Annotated in this window: 14 protein-coding genes and 2 tRNA genes; 10 read left to right on the plus strand and 6 right to left on the minus strand. The window is 71.2% G+C overall.

Annotation, left to right across the window (positions count from 1 at the left end; genetic code table 11):
• Nucleotides 1-12 precede the first annotated feature (12 nt).
• The 5 genes from FB470_RS01585 to FB470_RS01605 all read left to right on the plus strand — a co-directional run bounded on the left by FB470_RS01585 (nt 13) and on the right by FB470_RS01605 (nt 5,301).
• Complete coding sequence (locus tag FB470_RS01585; protein WP_306988143.1) at nt 13-381, plus strand: SSI family serine proteinase inhibitor; 369 nt, start codon at nt 13-15, stop codon at nt 379-381.
• A gap of 161 nt (nt 382-542) precedes the next feature.
• Nucleotides 543-2,108 (plus strand): NCS1 family nucleobase:cation symporter-1, encoded by a 1,566-nt coding sequence (locus FB470_RS01590; RefSeq protein ID WP_306988144.1) that lies wholly within the window; start codon nt 543-545, stop codon nt 2,106-2,108.
• Nucleotides 2,059-2,901, plus strand: a complete 843-nt coding sequence (locus FB470_RS01595) for a nitrilase-related carbon-nitrogen hydrolase (RefSeq protein ID WP_306988146.1) — start codon at nt 2,059-2,061, stop codon at nt 2,899-2,901. Before FB470_RS01590 ends, FB470_RS01595 begins: the two co-directional genes overlap by 50 nt.
• A 9-nt stretch (nt 2,902-2,910) precedes the next feature.
• Nucleotides 2,911-4,296 (plus strand): dihydropyrimidinase, encoded by a 1,386-nt coding sequence (hydA, locus tag FB470_RS01600; RefSeq protein ID WP_306988147.1) that lies wholly within the window; start codon nt 2,911-2,913, stop codon nt 4,294-4,296.
• Between the two features lie 9 nt (nt 4,297-4,305).
• Entirely contained in the window at nt 4,306-5,301 is a 996-nt protein-coding gene (locus tag FB470_RS01605; RefSeq protein WP_306988148.1) for a TIGR03842 family LLM class F420-dependent oxidoreductase, read from the plus strand.
• A gap of 490 nt (nt 5,302-5,791) precedes the next feature.
• Here FB470_RS01605 and FB470_RS01610 read toward each other — a convergent pair whose 3' ends face one another.
• From FB470_RS01610 to FB470_RS01630, 5 genes are all read right to left on the minus strand, one after another.
• A complete protein-coding gene (locus tag FB470_RS01610) occupies nt 5,792-7,024 on the minus strand; it encodes a serine hydrolase domain-containing protein (RefSeq protein ID WP_306988150.1) in 1,233 nt (410 codons plus the stop codon).
• A gap of 47 nt (nt 7,025-7,071) precedes the next feature.
• The gene (locus FB470_RS01615) at nt 7,072-7,254 is read right to left on the minus strand and encodes a M15 family metallopeptidase domain-containing protein (protein ID WP_306988152.1); all 183 of its coding nucleotides are present in this window, start codon (nt 7,252-7,254) and stop codon (nt 7,072-7,074) included.
• A gap of 471 nt (nt 7,255-7,725) precedes the next feature.
• A tRNA-Val gene (locus tag FB470_RS01620) sits at nt 7,726-7,797 on the minus strand.
• 22 nt (nt 7,798-7,819) lie between these two features.
• Nucleotides 7,820-7,895 (minus strand) — tRNA-Gly (locus FB470_RS01625).
• 106 nt (nt 7,896-8,001) lie between these two features.
• Nucleotides 8,002-8,802, minus strand: a complete 801-nt coding sequence (locus FB470_RS01630) for a siderophore-interacting protein (protein WP_306988153.1) — start codon at nt 8,800-8,802, stop codon at nt 8,002-8,004.
• 892 nt (nt 8,803-9,694) lie between these two features.
• Here FB470_RS01630 and FB470_RS01635 point away from each other — a divergent pair.
• Nucleotides 9,695-10,315 (plus strand): VC0807 family protein, encoded by a 621-nt coding sequence (locus tag FB470_RS01635; protein ID WP_306988154.1) that lies wholly within the window; start codon nt 9,695-9,697, stop codon nt 10,313-10,315.
• A 16-nt stretch (nt 10,316-10,331) separates the two neighbouring features.
• Here FB470_RS01635 and hemW read toward each other — a convergent pair whose 3' ends face one another.
• Nucleotides 10,332-11,537, minus strand: coding sequence for a radical SAM family heme chaperone HemW (gene hemW / locus FB470_RS01640; protein ID WP_306988155.1), 1,206 nt, complete (start codon nt 11,535-11,537; stop codon nt 10,332-10,334).
• Between the two features lie 136 nt (nt 11,538-11,673).
• On the opposite strand from hemW, the gene FB470_RS35715 reads away from it, so the two are divergent.
• From FB470_RS35715 to FB470_RS01655, 4 genes are all read left to right on the plus strand, one after another.
• Nucleotides 11,674-11,745: a putative leader peptide gene (locus FB470_RS35715; RefSeq protein ID WP_354708697.1), complete on the plus strand. Its 72-nt coding sequence runs from the start codon at nt 11,674-11,676 to the stop codon at nt 11,743-11,745.
• 134 nt (nt 11,746-11,879) lie between these two features.
• The gene (locus tag FB470_RS01645; RefSeq protein WP_306988156.1) at nt 11,880-13,577 is read left to right on the plus strand and encodes a nitrite/sulfite reductase; all 1,698 of its coding nucleotides are present in this window, start codon (nt 11,880-11,882) and stop codon (nt 13,575-13,577) included.
• Complete coding sequence (locus FB470_RS01650; RefSeq protein ID WP_306988158.1) at nt 13,574-13,732, plus strand: Insertion element protein; 159 nt, start codon at nt 13,574-13,576, stop codon at nt 13,730-13,732. The genes FB470_RS01645 and FB470_RS01650 overlap by 4 nt, the downstream gene beginning before the upstream one ends.
• Nucleotides 13,729-14,433: a phosphoadenylyl-sulfate reductase gene (locus FB470_RS01655; protein WP_306988160.1), complete on the plus strand. Its 705-nt coding sequence runs from the start codon at nt 13,729-13,731 to the stop codon at nt 14,431-14,433. Before FB470_RS01650 ends, FB470_RS01655 begins: the two co-directional genes overlap by 4 nt.
• Nucleotides 14,434-14,436: the final 3 nt, after the last annotated feature.

Below are 14,436 nucleotides of genomic sequence, written 5' to 3' on the forward strand. Positions count from 1 at the left end.
GATAGCCCCGATATGCCTCTTTCCGCCCTACTCCCCGTCGCGGCGTCGGTCCTCACACTGGCCGCGCCGCCGGCGCACCCGCCCGCCGCGAGCCTGCTGCTCGGCCTCCAGGACAGCACCGGCCGGATCACCACGGTGACCCTGGACTGCCACCCGGCCGGCGGTGACCACCCCGGCAAGGCCAGGGCCTGCGCCTCGCTGACCACTGTGGACGGCGACTTCGACCGGCTGCCGGCCGAGGCCACGGTGTGCCCGATGATCTACAGCCCGACCACGGCCACAGCGAAGGGCCACTGGCGCGGCAAACCCGTGGTCTACACCCACACCTACGGCAACAAGTGCGCCGCGGCGGCCGAGTCCGCCGGTGTCTTCGATTTCTAGTTCGTGTTTCTGCGGGATTGACCGCGTGTCACGAACGGCTTTCCCGGGAGGGTGAAGCACCGGCCCGCGCCGGGCGCAATCGACACACTGCGTTCCGACGCGGGCAACGGTGAACACTCTGACACTGCCTCCCCCGCGCCGGGGGCGAGCAGGATTCCGCAATGGAACCCACCTCGCAGGTCACCAGACCCGACGGACGGGTCGATCTCACCGGCACCGCGCAGCTCCAGGGCAGCCGGTTCATCAACGACGAGCTGGCCCCGGTGCCCGTGGAAAAGCGCACCTGGAGCACCTACAACTATTTCGCCCTGTGGATGGGAATGGCGCACAACATTCCCAGTTACGCGCTCGCCGCTTCGCTGATCGCACTGGGGATGAACTGGATCCAGGCGCTGATCACGATCACCCTGGGCAACCTGATCGTGCTCGTTCCCATGCTGCTCAACAGCCACGCGGGCACCAAGTACGGAATTCCGTTCCCGGTGTTCGCGCGTGCGTTCTACGGCGTGCGCGGGGCCAACCTGGCGGCGCTGCTGCGGGCGTTCATCGCGTGCGGCTGGTTCGGCATCCAGACCTGGGTCGGCGGCGAGGCGATCTACATCCTGGTCGGCAAGCTCACCGGTGCGGGCTGGCGGAACGCGGCCGAGGTGGGCGGCCAGCCGTGGACGCTGTGGCTGTCGTTCGGGGTCTTCTGGCTGGTCCAGATGCTGATCATCTGGCGCGGGATGGACGCCGTGCGCCGGTTCGAGAACTGGACCGCGCCGCTGGTGTCGGTCGGGTTCCTGATCCTGCTCGCGTACGTGCTCGTCAAGGCGGGCGGGCTGGGGCCCATCCTGTCCGAGCCGGCGAAGCTGGGCTGGGGCAGCGGCTTCTGGAAGATCTTCGCGCCGTCGCTGATGGCCATGATCGCGTTCTGGTCGACGCTGTCGCTGAACATGCCGGACTTCACGCGCTTCGGCGGCAGCCAGCGCACGCAGGCCCGCGGGCAGGTCCTCGGGCTGCCGACGACGATGACGTTCATCGCGATCGTGGCGATCCTGACCACCTCCGGCGGCCAGGTGCTCTACGGCGAGGCGATCTGGGACCCGGCGCGGCTGGCCGACCGGTTCTCCAGCCCCGCGGTGGTCGTCGTCGCGCTGATCGCGCTGGTGCTGGCCACGATCTCGGCGAACCTCGCCGCGAACGTGGTGAGCCCGTCCTACGACTTCTCCAACGCCTTCCCGCGGCGGATCACCTTCGCGCTCGGCGGCCTCATCACCGGCGTGATCGGCGTGGTGATCATGCCGTGGAAGCTCTACTCCGACCCCGACATCTACATCTTCGCCTGGCTCGGCTTCTACGGCGGCATCCTCGGCGCGGTCGCCGGGGTGCTGGTGGCCGGTTACTGGGTGGTCAAGCGCACGAACCTCGACCTGGCCGGGCTCTACACCGAGGGCGGCCGCTACTGGTTCCGCGCCGGCTGGAACTGGCGCGCGCTGGTCGCCACGCTGGCCGGCGCCGTGCTCGCGGTCGGCGGCGCCTACACCGCGCCCGGTTCGCAGGGCCCGTTCCCCGCCGGCGGCCTGATCCCGTTCCTCAAGCCCCTCTACGACTACAGCTGGATCGCCGGGCTGGCCGGCGCCTTCGTCGTCTACCTCGCGCTGTCGTGGGCGCACCGTCAACCGAAGGAGGAAACCCGTGAGCAATCTGGTCCGAGCCGCGTTGGTACAGCAGCGGTGGACGGGTGACAAGGACTCGATGATCGCGGGCGCGGTCGAGGCGATCGGTTCGGCCGCCTCGCAGGGCGCCCAGGTCGTCTGCCTCCAGGAGCTGTTCTACGGGCCGTACTTCTGCCAGGTCCAGGACGCCGACTACTACTCCTACACCGAGGGCATCCCGGACGGCCCGACGACCAGGCTGCTGCAGGAGGTCGCCGAGCGGCACGGCATCGTGATCGTCGCGCCGATGTACGAGGAGGAGCAGGCGGGCGTCTACTACAACACCGCCGCCGTGATCGACGCCGACGGCAGGTACCTGGGCAAGTACCGCAAGAACCACATCCCGCAGGTCAAGGGCTTCTGGGAGAAGTTCTACTTCCGGCCCGGCAACACCGGCTACCCGGTGTTCGACACCGCGGTCGGCCGGATCGGCGTCTACATCTGCTACGACCGGCACTTCCCGGAGGGCTGGCGCGCGCTCGGCCTGGCGGGCGCGAAGATCGTGTTCAACCCGTCCGCCACCAGCCGCGGCCTGTCGCAGTACCTGTGGCGGCTCGAGCAGCCCGCCGCCGCCGTGGCGAACGAGTACTACGTGGGCGCGATCAACCGGGTCGGCGTGGAACCGTTGGGCGACAACGACTTCTACGGCCAGACCTACTTCGTCGACCCGCGCGGCGAGCTGGTCAGCGACGCCGCCTCCGACACCGAGGACGAGGTCGTGGTGCGGGACCTGGACATGGACAAGCTGGCCGACGTGCGGAACCTGTGGCAGTTCTACCGCGACCGCCGTCCCGACTCCTACGACCCGATCGTGGCGCCGTAAGGAGGGCCGATGCGTACGCTGATCAAGGGTGGCACGGTGCTGTCCAGCACCGGGGCGAGCCGCGCGGACGTGCTGGTCGACGGTGAGACGATCGCCGCCGTCGCCGCGCCCGGGCTGTTCGAGACGGCCGACGAGGTGCTCGACGCGACCGGGAAGTACGTGATGCCCGGCGGGATCGACGCCCACACGCACATGGAGATGCCCTTCGGCGGGACGTTCTCGAACGACACCTTCGAGACCGGGACGACCGCCGCGGCGTGGGGCGGCACCACCACGATCATCGACTTCGCGGTGCAGCCCAAGGGATCCACGCTGCAGCCGACGCTGGACAAGTGGCACGAGAAGGCCGACGGCCACTGCGCCATCGACTACGGCTTCCACATGATCCTGTCCGACGTCAACGACACCACGCTCAAGGAGATGCAGACCTGCATCGACGCCGGGGTGTCCAGCTTCAAGATGTTCATGGCCTACCCGGGCGTGTTCTACTCCACCGACGGCGAGATCCTGCGCGCGATGCGGAAGGCGACCGAGACCGGCGCGACGATCATGATGCACGCGGAGAACGGCATCGCGATCGACCAGCTGGTCGCGCAGGCGCTCGCGGACGGCAAGGGCGATCCGGTGCAGCACGGCCTGACCCGGCCGCCGGAGCTGGAGGGCGAGGCGACGTCGCGGGCGATCCGCCTCGCGCAGGTGACCGGCGCACCGCTCTACATCGTGCACCTCTCGGCGTCGCAAGCGCTTGCGGCGGTGGCGGAGGCGCGCGACGGCGGCCAGAACGTGTTCGCCGAGACCTGTCCGCAATACCTGTACCTGTCCATCGAGGACCTGGCGCGCCCCGGCTTCGAGGGCGCGAAGTACGTCGCGTCCCCGCCGCTGCGGGAGAAGTGGCACCAGGGTGATCTGTGGCGGGGACTGCGCACCAACGATCTGAGCGTGGTGTCGACCGACCACTGCCCGTTCTGCTTCAAGGACCAGAAGGAGCTCGGCCGCGGGGACTTCTCGAAGATCCCGAACGGGATGCCGGGTGTCGAGCACCGGATGGACCTGCTGCATCAGGGGGTCGTGGCGGGCGAGATCTCGCTGGCCCGGTGGGTCGAGGCGTGCTCGACGACGCCGGCGCGGATGTTCGGGCTGTACCCGCGCAAGGGTGTGATCGCGCCCGGTGCGGACGCCGACATCGTGATCTACGACCCGGCCGCGAAGCAGACGTTGTCCGCCGAGACGCACCACATGAACGTGGACTACTCGGCGTACGAGGGGTTCGAGATCACCGGCAAGGTCGAGGCGGTGCTCTCGCGCGGGCGCGTGGTCGTGTCGCCGTCGGGGTTCAGCGGCAGCGCCGGGCACGGGAAGTTCCTGTCCCGGGACCTGTGCCAGTACCTGAACTGAGGAGCGGGCATGGATTTCGGTGTGGTGCTGCAGACGGACCCGCCCGCGCGCGAGGTCGTCCGGCTGATGAAGGCCGCGGAGGACTGCGGGTTCGGCTACGGCTGGACCTTCGACTCCGTCGTGCTGTGGCAGGAGCCGTTCGTCATCTACTCGCAGATCCTCGCCGCGACCTCGGCGATGACGGTCGGGCCGATGGTGACCAGCCCGGGCACGCGGGACTGGTCGGTGACCGCGTCGCTGTTCGCCACGCTCAACGACATGTTCGGCAACCGGACGGTGTGCGGGATCGGGCGCGGCGACTCCGCACACCGGGTGATCGGCAAGCGTCCGTCCACTTTGGCCACCCTGCGGGACGCGATGCACGCGATCAAGGAGCTGGCCGAGGGCCGGGAGGTCGTGCTCGGCGACACCCCGGTGCGGATCCCGTGGGTGCGCGGCGGGCGGCTGGAGATGTGGATGGCCGGGTACGGGCCGAAGGCGCTGCAGCTGGCCGGCGAGCACGCCGACGGGTTCATCCTGCAGTGCGCCGACCCGGCGATCGCCGCGTGGACCATCGGCTCGGTCCGCGAAGCGGCCCGTGCGGCGGGACGGGACCCGGCGGGGATCACGATCTGCGTCGCGGCCCCGGCGTACGTCGGCGACGACCTGCCGCACCAGCGGGACCAGCTGCGGTGGTTCGGCGGGATGGTCGGCAACCACGTCGCCGACCTGGTCGCCCGATACGGCGAGTCCGGGCCGGTGCCGCACGAGCTGACCGATTACATCCGCGAGCGGCAGGGCTACGACTACACGCACCACGGCAAGGCGGACAACCCGTCGACGGACTTCGTGCCCGACGAGATCGTCGACCGGTTCTGCCTGACCGGCCCCGCGGCCGCTCACGTCGCGCGGCTGCAGGAACTGGCCGCGCTGGGGGTCGACCAGTTCGCGGTCTACCTGATGCACGACCAGCGTGAGCAGACGCTGTCCGCCTACGGCGAGGAGATCATCGGCAAGCTCGGGTGAGCCCCCGCTGGGTGCCCGGCGCAGGAGTCCTGCGCCGGGCTGGTGCGGACCGTCGAGCGGGCGGCCGAGCTGCGCGGGCTGGTCGCGGTCGCGGCAGCGCGGGCGATGAGTTGAGCGCGGCGGTCGCCCGGCCGGTGCACGAACCGCCCGGCGGAGCTCGCTCCGGTGCTACGGCCGCACCGTCAGTCCACGAGGCGGCCCAGGTCGGCCAGTCGCCCTGACCGCCGCCGTCCGGCTCGTGCTGGAGCGCGACCGGGTCCCGAGCAGCTGGAAGTCGTCCTAGCCCGGCGCAGCTCCCGAGGAGGTGCGCTCAAGGCGGCGCGGCTGCCGGGGTGCCTGTGACAGCGCGAGCGGCCCCGTGGATCGAGGCGGGTGCCGGGATCGGCCCGAGGGGTGCCCTCCTGGACGTACCGTGTCCTCGGAAACCCTGCTGGGCCGGCCGGTGCACGAACCGCCCGGCGGAGCTCGCTCCGGTGCTACGGCCGCACCGTCAGTCCACGATCGCCTGGTAGACCAGCTGGCGCAGGTACTGCCGGATCGGGTGGGTGCTGGAGGGCAGCAGCTGGGTGAAGAACAGCGCGGTGATCTCCGCCGCCGGGTCGACCCAGAACGCCGTGCTCGCCGCGCCGCCCCACGCGTACTCGCCTTTGCTGGACAGGGTTTTCGCCTTCACCGGGTCGGTCAGTACCGAGAAACCGAGCCCGAAGCCGAAGCCGTGGAAGGGCATTTCGGCGAACAGCGGACGGCCGTACCGCTCGAGGTCGACGCCGCCGGGCAGGTGGTTGCTCGCCATCAGGCCCACGGTGCGCGGCCCGAGCAGGCGGACGCCGTCGAGCTCGCCGCGGTTCAGCAGGAACTGGGTGAAGCGGTGGTAGTCGGCCGCCGTGGACACCAGTCCGCCGCCCCCGGACAGGCACGCCGGTTTCGTGCGGCCGACCTGGCTGAACCCCTCGTTGCGCACGGCCTTGCCGGTGGCGGGGTCGGGCACGTAGAGGGCGGCGAGCTCGTCGGCCGAGTCGGTGGCGAACCCGGTGCTGCCCATGCCCAGCGGTTCGAAGATCCGCCGGGCGAAGAACTCGTCGAGCGGCTGCCCGGACACCACCTCGACGAAGCGGCCGAGAACGTCGGTGGCCACGGAGTAGTTCCACTCCGAGCCCGGCTGGAAGACCAGCGGCAACTCCGCCCATCGGCGCGTGCACTCGGCGAGGTCGGCGCCCGGCGGGGTGCCCCATTCGAAGCCGTTCTCCCGGTAGATCGCGTCGACCGGGTGGGAGTGGTGGAACCCGTAGGTCAAGCCCGCGGTGTGGGTGAGCAGGTGCCACACGCGGATCGGCTCGGTGGCGGCCTCGGTGACGGGTTTGAGCGCGGAGCCCTTGACGAACACGCGCGGCTCCGCGAACTCCGGCAGCCAGCGGGCGATCGGGTCGGTGAGCTCGAAGGCGCCCTCCTCGTACAGCATCATGGCGGCGACCGAGGTGATCGGCTTGGTCATCGAGAAGATGCGCCAGCGGGTATCGACCGCCACGTCGAGACCTGCCTCGACGTCGCGGTGCCCGCGCTTCGCGAGGTACGCGATCTTGCCGCGCCGCGAGACCACGGCCAGCCAGCCCGGAAGCAGGCCGTCATCGACGTAGCGGGCGAAGTAGTCCTCGATCCGGTCCAGCCGCCGCGCGTCGAACCCCACCTCGGCGGGGTCGGTGTCCACCTTCAGCTCCATTGCCATGATCTCGTTGTACTCCTGGCGCTGCGGCTGGGGCCAGGCCTGCGAGGTCAGGACTGTCCGGAAGGCAGACACGCGCCGGGGTGCGACCGGCGCTGCGGCGCTCCCTCGGGCCGGTACTCGAAGTGCGACCATTCGTTGTCGTAGACGCGGTACAGGTGGTGGCGGGCGCCGTGCAGCTCGAGCCAGCGCGCCGCCTCCTCGGGGCGCACGTCGAGCGCCGTGCCGGCCACGTGCTTCGACTCGGCGGGCGGCAGACCCGCGGCCTGGCGGCCCGCCGCACGTCGGCCGCGTACAAGCGCTGCTGCTCCCCGGCGTCGCGGTAGCCCGAGGTGAGGCCGATCAGCACACCGTCCCGCCGCAACGCCCGGGTGCGCGCGTCCGCGAACGCGGCCCGGGCCGCCGGGGTCAGGCCGGTGACGTCTGCGGCCGGGAAGCGAACGGCGAGGGCCCACCGGCAGGCGACGAACCGCGCCCGCCCCGGCGCGAGCACCCCGGCCGGGAGGAGCAGCACCACGGCGAGCACCCGGGTGACCAGCGAGTACGCCCGGACTTTCCAGGCACGACGAGAACGGGGCATGGGGATTCCTTCCGGACCAACCGATGTCCGGAGTCTCGCCACACCTGGTCATGCTGTCGAAGACAGAAGTGAACGGTTCGATGCGGAAAACGCATGATCGCCGGGGACCGGGGGAAGGAATGAGTGCGCGATACTGGGATCGAACCAGTGACCTCTACCGTGTCAAGGTAGCGCTCTCCCGCTGAGCTAATCGCGCGGAAAGGCCTCTCGTGGGGCCGTGGAGCGGACGACGGGATTCGAACCCGCGACCCTCACCTTGGCAAGGTGATGCGCTACCAGCTGCGCTACGTCCGCCTGTGGCACCGGTGTCCCGGCGTCGGAGACGACTTTAACGGATCGCCGAATGGCGCTCGCAACCACCCGGGGTGACGGGCCGGCACCGCCGGTCACCCCGGGACCGTCAGCGGCCGGCGGCGCGCTCGGCCGCCTTCTCCGCTCGCCACTCCTCGTCGGTCTTGCCGCGGCGCCAGTAGCCCGAGATGGACAGCAGGTCCTTGCGCACCCCGCGCTCGTCGAGCAGGTACCGGCGCAACTCGCGCACGAAACCGGCCTCGCCGTGGACGAACGCCTGCACCGTGCCCGGCGGGAACTCCAGCCCGCGCACCGCGGCCACCAGGTCGTCGCCCGCGGACCGGTGCAGCCACCGGATCTGCGCGTCGCCCTTGGTGGCCAGCGGCTGCTCCTCGTCGGGGTCCGCCACCTCGACGAACACCTTCACCGGCACGCCCGCCGGCATCGCCTCCAGCGCCACCGCGATCGCGGGCAGCGCGCTCTCGTCGCCCACCAACAGGTGCCAGTCCGCCTCCTCGACCGGCGAGTAGGCGCCGCCCGGACCGGACAGCAGCAGCTCGTCCCCCGGCTGCGCGTTCGCGGCCCACGGGCCGCCGAGCCCCTCGTCGCCGTGGTGCACGAAGTCGAGCGCGAGCTCACCGGCCTCCGGGTCGTGGTAGCGCACGGTGTAGGTCCGCATCACCGGCCACTGCTCACGCGGCATCTCGGCGCGGATCACACCCATGTCGAACGGCTCGGGGTACGCCACGCCCTCCTGCGGGAACAGCATCTTCACATACGCGTCGGTGAACCCGTTCGGCTGGAAATCGGCCAAACCGGGCCCACCGGCGACGATGCGGATCATGTGCGGTGTCAGCCGCTCGGTGCGCAGCACCCGCAGCCGGACCGCCGGCCGGGACTTGCCTGCCATACGCCGCTCCTTGTTCCGTTCACTGCCTGCGCGGTTAGGCTACCCTAATTCCGCGGGGGTAACCGGCGATGGCGTCATCTCCCGTCCGTCGGACCGCCCCGCAGCCGTCGAGGCACGCTCCAGCGACTCGCCACCCGACCAGTCCAGCGCCGGGCGGGAGGCGCCTCGGCCGGATCACCGCCGTCCGTCCACAAGGGACGTGCCGAGCACGTGCAGCGCTGAGGCATTGGCCCGACCGGCCGATGCGCGCCGGTGAGGTCGCCGGGCTCCGCAGGGTGTCGCGCGCGGGGAGGTGTCGGCGTCAGTTGCGCACCGCGGAGGCGGCGATCGCGTCGGCTGATGCTTATCTTGGTCATCGTGGTGAGCGGGGGTGCCGGTGAGACGTCGACGCTGACCGAGTAGCAGCGGCTGTTCCCGTTCACCGGCGGGCACAGCAAGAGGTAGTCCGCCCAGGCGAGTCGCTCCACTGCCGCACGGTCAGGCCGTCCGGCGCCCGCAGCGCACGGTTCGTCCGATGGGTGCACCAGGCTCATCCCCGCGCCGACCCCGGCGATCACCACCGCCACCGCGGCCACCGCACCCGCGACGCGCCGTTGCCTGCGGCGCCGCCGGATCCCGCACCTCCCGCGGCCTGTCTGTGCTGCGGGTCCGCCTTGGCGCCCGAGACGCGGTGCTCGCCCGTGCGCGCGGCCTGGCTGCGCAACCGTCCCCACTGCGCGCCCAGGACCGAGGCGACCTCCTGATTGTCGCGGTCCTCGTAGAGACGTGACGAACGGCGCGACGCCGGGGTGCGCCGGGGTCACCGACGCCTGCTGAACCACCGACCAAAGTCGGACCCGCACCCGCCTCCGGACCGATGCCCGCGGCCGTTCCGGCGTGTGATCATCCGCGGGTGACCGCGCCCGCCGGACTCTTCCGGACACTCGTGCTGGACATCGGCGCCCCGCTCGCCCTGTTCTACGGCCTCCGCGGGGCCGGAACCGGCGACACGACGGCGCTGCTGGTGAGCGCGGTGCCGCCCGCGGTCACCGTCGTCGTGACCGCGTGGCGGGCCCGGCGGGCCGACGCGCTGGCGGTCGCCGTGGTCGCCGGGACCGTGCTCGGCGCCGTCGCGGCCCTGCTCGGCGGCGGCCCCCGCGAACTGCTGGCGCGCGGCGCGTGGTTCACCGCGCCGGCCGGGTTGTGGACGCTGGCCACCCTGCTGCGCCGCCAGCCGCTGACCTACGAGGTGACCCGGACCTTCCTCGTGCACCGGGCCACGATCATGGACCGGCTGTGGGACACCGACCGGAGCTTCCGCGCGGCCTGGCGGTCCATCACGATCTGCTGGGGTGTGGCGGCACTCGCCGACAGCGCCCTGCGGCTCGTCATGGCCTACACCCTGCCGGTCGCGGTGGTCCCGGCTCTCGACACCGCGCTGACCATCGTCACCATCGTCGTCCTGCAGCTGCCCACCCACCTGCTGCTGCGCCGCTCCGGCCACTGGCACAGCCTGTTCGGGCCCAGCGCGTGACGCGCCGGGCCACTGCTCAGGGCGCCAGGCGCCGCACGAGCCCGTCGGCCAGCAGGCGCCCGCGGAAGGTCAGCACACAGCGCCCCTTCTCGGCGAAAGCTGCCGGGTCGAGCAGGCCCTCGGCGACCGCCAGCCCGGCCTCCCGGACGCCGGCGGCGTCGAGGGCGGACAGCGGCAGCCCTTCGGCCAGCCGCAGTTCCAGCATGATCCGCTCGAACGCCTGCTCCTCGGCGGTCAGCACCTCGCGGCCGGCCTCCGGCGAACCGCCCTCGGCGAGGGCCGACGCGTACCGCGCCGGGTGCTTCACGTTCCACCACCGCACGCCGCCGACGTGGCTGTGCGCGCCCGGTCCGGCTCCCCACCAGTCGCCGCCGCGCCAGTAACCGAGGTTGTGCCGGCACGCCGCGGCTTCCGAGGCCGCCCAGTTCGACACCTCGTACCAGGTCAGCCCGGCGCCGGACAGGACCGAGTCGATCAACTCGTAGTCCGCCGCCAGCACGTCCTCGTCGGGCGCGGGCAGCTCGCCCTTCCGGACGCGGCGGGCCAGCGCGGTGCCGTCCTCGACGATCAGCGAGTACGCCGACACGTGGTCGACCCCGGCCGCCAGCACGGCGTCCAGCGAGGCGCGCAGGTCCGCGGTCCGCTCCCCCGGCGTGCCGTAGATGACGTCGAGGTTCACGTGCTCGAACCCCGCCGCCCCGGCCTCGCGCGCGGCGGCGACCGGGCGGCCCGGGGTGTGGGTGCGGTCCAGGATCCGCAGCACGTGCGGGGCCGCCGACTGCATCCCGAGCGAGACGCGCGTGTACCCGGCCGCGCGGACGCCCGCGAAGAACTCGGGCGAGGTCGACTCGGGGTTGGACTCGGTGGTCACCTCGGCGCCGGGCGCGAGGCCGAACGCGTTGCGCACCGCGTCGAGCACGTCGGCCAGCCCGTCGGCCCCGAGCAGCGACGGCGTGCCGCCGCCGACGAACACCGTCTCGGCCGCCGGGGCGGCGCCCAGCGCCCGCGCGCCCAGGTCCAGCTCGCGCCGCAGCCCCTCCAGCCAGGACTGCGGCGAGGCGCTCGTGCCCAGCTCACCGGCGGTGTAGGTGTTGAAGTCGCAGTACCCGCAACGGGTCGCGCAGAAGGGCACGTGCACGTACACGCCGAACGGCCGCGTTCCCAGGCCCGCCAGCGCGTGCTCCGGCAACGCGAACGCCGCCGGCGCGGAAGTCTCACTCACCCTTCCAGTGTCCCTGATCGTTTCCGCGCGCCAGTGTGCCGGAGATTTTTTCAGCGTGATGCGTATCCCAGGATGCGGAGCGGGCTGGACCACATCCTGAGCAGCGTGGCACGCTGATGCGGTGACTTATGCCGGAGTGCTCCTCGTGGTGCGTCGCCACGTCGACTTCCGGCGTGTCGCCAGCGCCCTGTGCCGCGAGACGAACTGACGCCGCCCACCGCCACCAGCTAGGACCAGCGGGCGCCGTCTCGCCGCGGACCGCCATCCCTTTCCATGGGTTGTGACCAGGGCATATCCGTGTGCGCGGCGCCTACGCGAGAGCTCCCCCGGAAGGACTCCAACATGGCTTCGCCGACGCGCGACAACTCTGCCGCCCGTACCCCGCGCGCCCGGCAGCGTCGTGGTGAGGGCCAGTGGGCCCTCGGCTACCGCGAGCCGCTGAACCCGAACGAGCGCTCGAAGAAGGACGACCACCCGCTCAACGTTCGGCCCCGGATCGAAAACATCTACGCGCACGGCGGCTTCGACTCGATCGACCCGGGCGACCTGCGCGGCCGCTTCCGCTGGTACGGCCTCTACACCCAGCGCAAGCCGGGGATCGACGGCGGCCGCACCGCGACGCTGGAGCCGGAGGAGCTCGACGACGAGTACTTCATGCTCCGCGTCCGCATCGACGGCGGCGCGCTGACCACCGAGCAGCTCGCGATCATCGGCGAGATCTCGCAGACCTACGCGCGCGACACCGCCGACATCACCGACCGGCAGAACATCCAGTACCACTGGATCCGGATCGAGGACATGCCCACGATCTGGGAAAAGCTGGAGGGCGCCGGCCTGACCACGATGACCGCGTGCGGTGACAGCCCGCGCGTCATGCTCAACTCGCCGGTGGCCGGCATCGCCGAGGACGAGGTCATCGACGGCACCCCGGCGCTGGACGAGATCAAACGCCGCTACCTGGGCAAGCCCGAGTACGCGAACCTGCCGCGCAAGTTCAAGACCGCGGTGTCCGGGCTGCCGGACGTGGCGCACGAGATCCACGACGTCGCGTTCGTCGGGGTCGAGCACCCCGAGCACGGTCCGGGCTTCGACGTGTGGGTCGGCGGCGGCCTGTCGACCAACCCGATGATCGGCGTCCGGCTGGGCGCGTGGGTCCCCAGCGACGAGGTGCCCGACGTGTGGGAGGGCGTCGTGAGCATCTTCCGCGACTACGGCTACCGCCGCCTGCGCTCGCGGGCGCGGCTGAAGTTCCTGGTCAAGGACTGGGGTGCGGAGAAGTTCCGCGAAGTTCTCGAATCCGAGTACCTGAAGCGGAAGATGATCGACGGCCCCGCGCCCGAGGCGCCCGCCGTGCAGCGCGACCACGTCGGCGTGCACCGGCAGAAGGACGGCAAGTTCTACGTCGGCGCCGCGCCGATCGCCGGCCGCGTGTCCGGTTCGACGCTGATCAAGGTGGCCAAGGCCGCCGAGCGCGCCGGGTCGAGCCGGGTGCGGCTGACCCCGTTGCAGAAGCTGCTCGTGCTCGACGTGGCCGAGGACGACGTGCCGGGCCTGCAGGCGGAACTGGCCGAGCTGGGCCTGCCGACCGAGCCGAGCCCGTGGCGGCGCGGCGTGATGGCCTGCACCGGCATCGAGTTCTGCAAGCTCGCGATCGTCGAGACCAAGGAGCGCGCGAAGGACCTGGTGGCCGCGCTCGAGGAGCGGCTGGCCGACATCCAGGGCCAGGTGGAGAACCCGGTCTCGGTCCACATCAACGGCTGCCCGAACTCGTGCGCCCGCATCCAGACCGCCGACATCGGCCTCAAGGGCCAGATCGTGACCGACGACGACGGCAACCAGGTCGAGGGCTTCCAGGTGCACCTGGGCGGCGGGCTCGGCCTGGACACCGGGTTCGGCCGGAAGCTGCGCGGCCACAAGGTGACCGGCGACGAGCTGATCGATTACGTCGAGCGGGTCGTGCGCAACTACCTGACGCAGCGGGTAGACGGCGAGCGGTTCCCGCAGTGGGTGGCCCGCGCGGACGAGGCCGATCTCCGATGACTGCACAGGAACGAGCGACGCCGTTCCACTGTCCCTACTGCGGGGACGAAGACCTGCGTCCGGACGAGGACGGAGCCTGGCTCTGCGGCGCGTGCCGCCGCGTGTTCACCGTCAAGTTCATCGGGCTGCGCTTTCCGGAAGGAGCGAGCAAATGACCACCGCGACGAGGACCGAGGAACTGAAAGCGCTGGCGGAGAAGGCGTCCGCCGAGCTGGCCGACGCCACCGCCCTGGAGGCGCTGCGGTGGACGGCCGAGACCTTCGGCGACGACTTCATCGTCGCCTCCAACATGCAGGACGCGGTGCTCATCGACCTCGCCACGAAGGTGAAGTCCGATGTGGACGTCCTGTTCCTGGAGACCGGGTACCACTTCGCCGAGACGATCGGCACCCGCGACGCGGTCGCGACGGTGTACCCGGACGTGCGGATCGTCAACGCCGAGGCCGAGCAGACGGTGGCGCAGCAGGACGCCGAGTACGGCCCGAAGCTGCACGAGCGGGACCCGAACCTGTGCTGCCACCTGCGCAAGGTGGTGCCGCTGCGCAAGACGCTGGCGAACTACTCCGCGTGGGTCACCGGCGTGCGCCGGGTGGACGCCCCGACGCGGGCGAACACGCCGATCGTCACCTGGGACGACCGCAACGGCCTGGTCAAGGTGAACCCGATCGCGCCGTGGACCGACGACGAGTTCAACGCCTACATCGACGAGCACGGCATCCTGCAGAACCCGCTGGTGGGCGAGGGGTACCTGTCGATCGGCTGCGCGCCGTGCACCGCGAAGGTGGCGCCGGGCGCCGATCCGCGCAGCGGCCGCTGGGCCGGCAAGTCCAAGACCGAGTGCGGCCTGCACGCGTAGGGA

This window comes from Amycolatopsis thermophila, assembly GCF_030814215.1.
Lineage (GTDB): Bacteria > Actinomycetota > Actinomycetes > Mycobacteriales > Pseudonocardiaceae > Amycolatopsis_E > Amycolatopsis_E thermophila.

What these genes read in the sequence shown, in the direction of transcription:
- FB470_RS01585 (WP_306988143.1), top strand. Translation starts at nt 13, where the DNA reads ATGCCTCTTTCCGCCCTACTCCCCGTCGCGGCGTCGGTCCTCACACTG.
- FB470_RS01590 (WP_306988144.1), top strand. Translation starts at nt 543, where the DNA reads ATGGAACCCACCTCGCAGGTCACCAGACCCGACGGACGGGTCGATCTC.
- hydA (WP_306988147.1), top strand. Translation starts at nt 2,911, where the DNA reads ATGCGTACGCTGATCAAGGGTGGCACGGTGCTGTCCAGCACCGGGGCG.
- FB470_RS01605 (WP_306988148.1), top strand. Translation starts at nt 4,306, where the DNA reads ATGGATTTCGGTGTGGTGCTGCAGACGGACCCGCCCGCGCGCGAGGTC.
- FB470_RS01610 (WP_306988150.1), bottom strand. Translation starts at nt 7,024, where the DNA reads ATGGCAATGGAGCTGAAGGTGGACACCGACCCCGCCGAGGTGGGGTTC.
- FB470_RS01630 (WP_306988153.1), bottom strand. Translation starts at nt 8,802, where the DNA reads ATGGCAGGCAAGTCCCGGCCGGCGGTCCGGCTGCGGGTGCTGCGCACC.
- FB470_RS01645 (WP_306988156.1), top strand. Translation starts at nt 11,880, where the DNA reads ATGGCTTCGCCGACGCGCGACAACTCTGCCGCCCGTACCCCGCGCGCC.
- FB470_RS01650 (WP_306988158.1), top strand. Translation starts at nt 13,574, where the DNA reads ATGACTGCACAGGAACGAGCGACGCCGTTCCACTGTCCCTACTGCGGG.
- FB470_RS01655 (WP_306988160.1), top strand. Translation starts at nt 13,729, where the DNA reads ATGACCACCGCGACGAGGACCGAGGAACTGAAAGCGCTGGCGGAGAAG.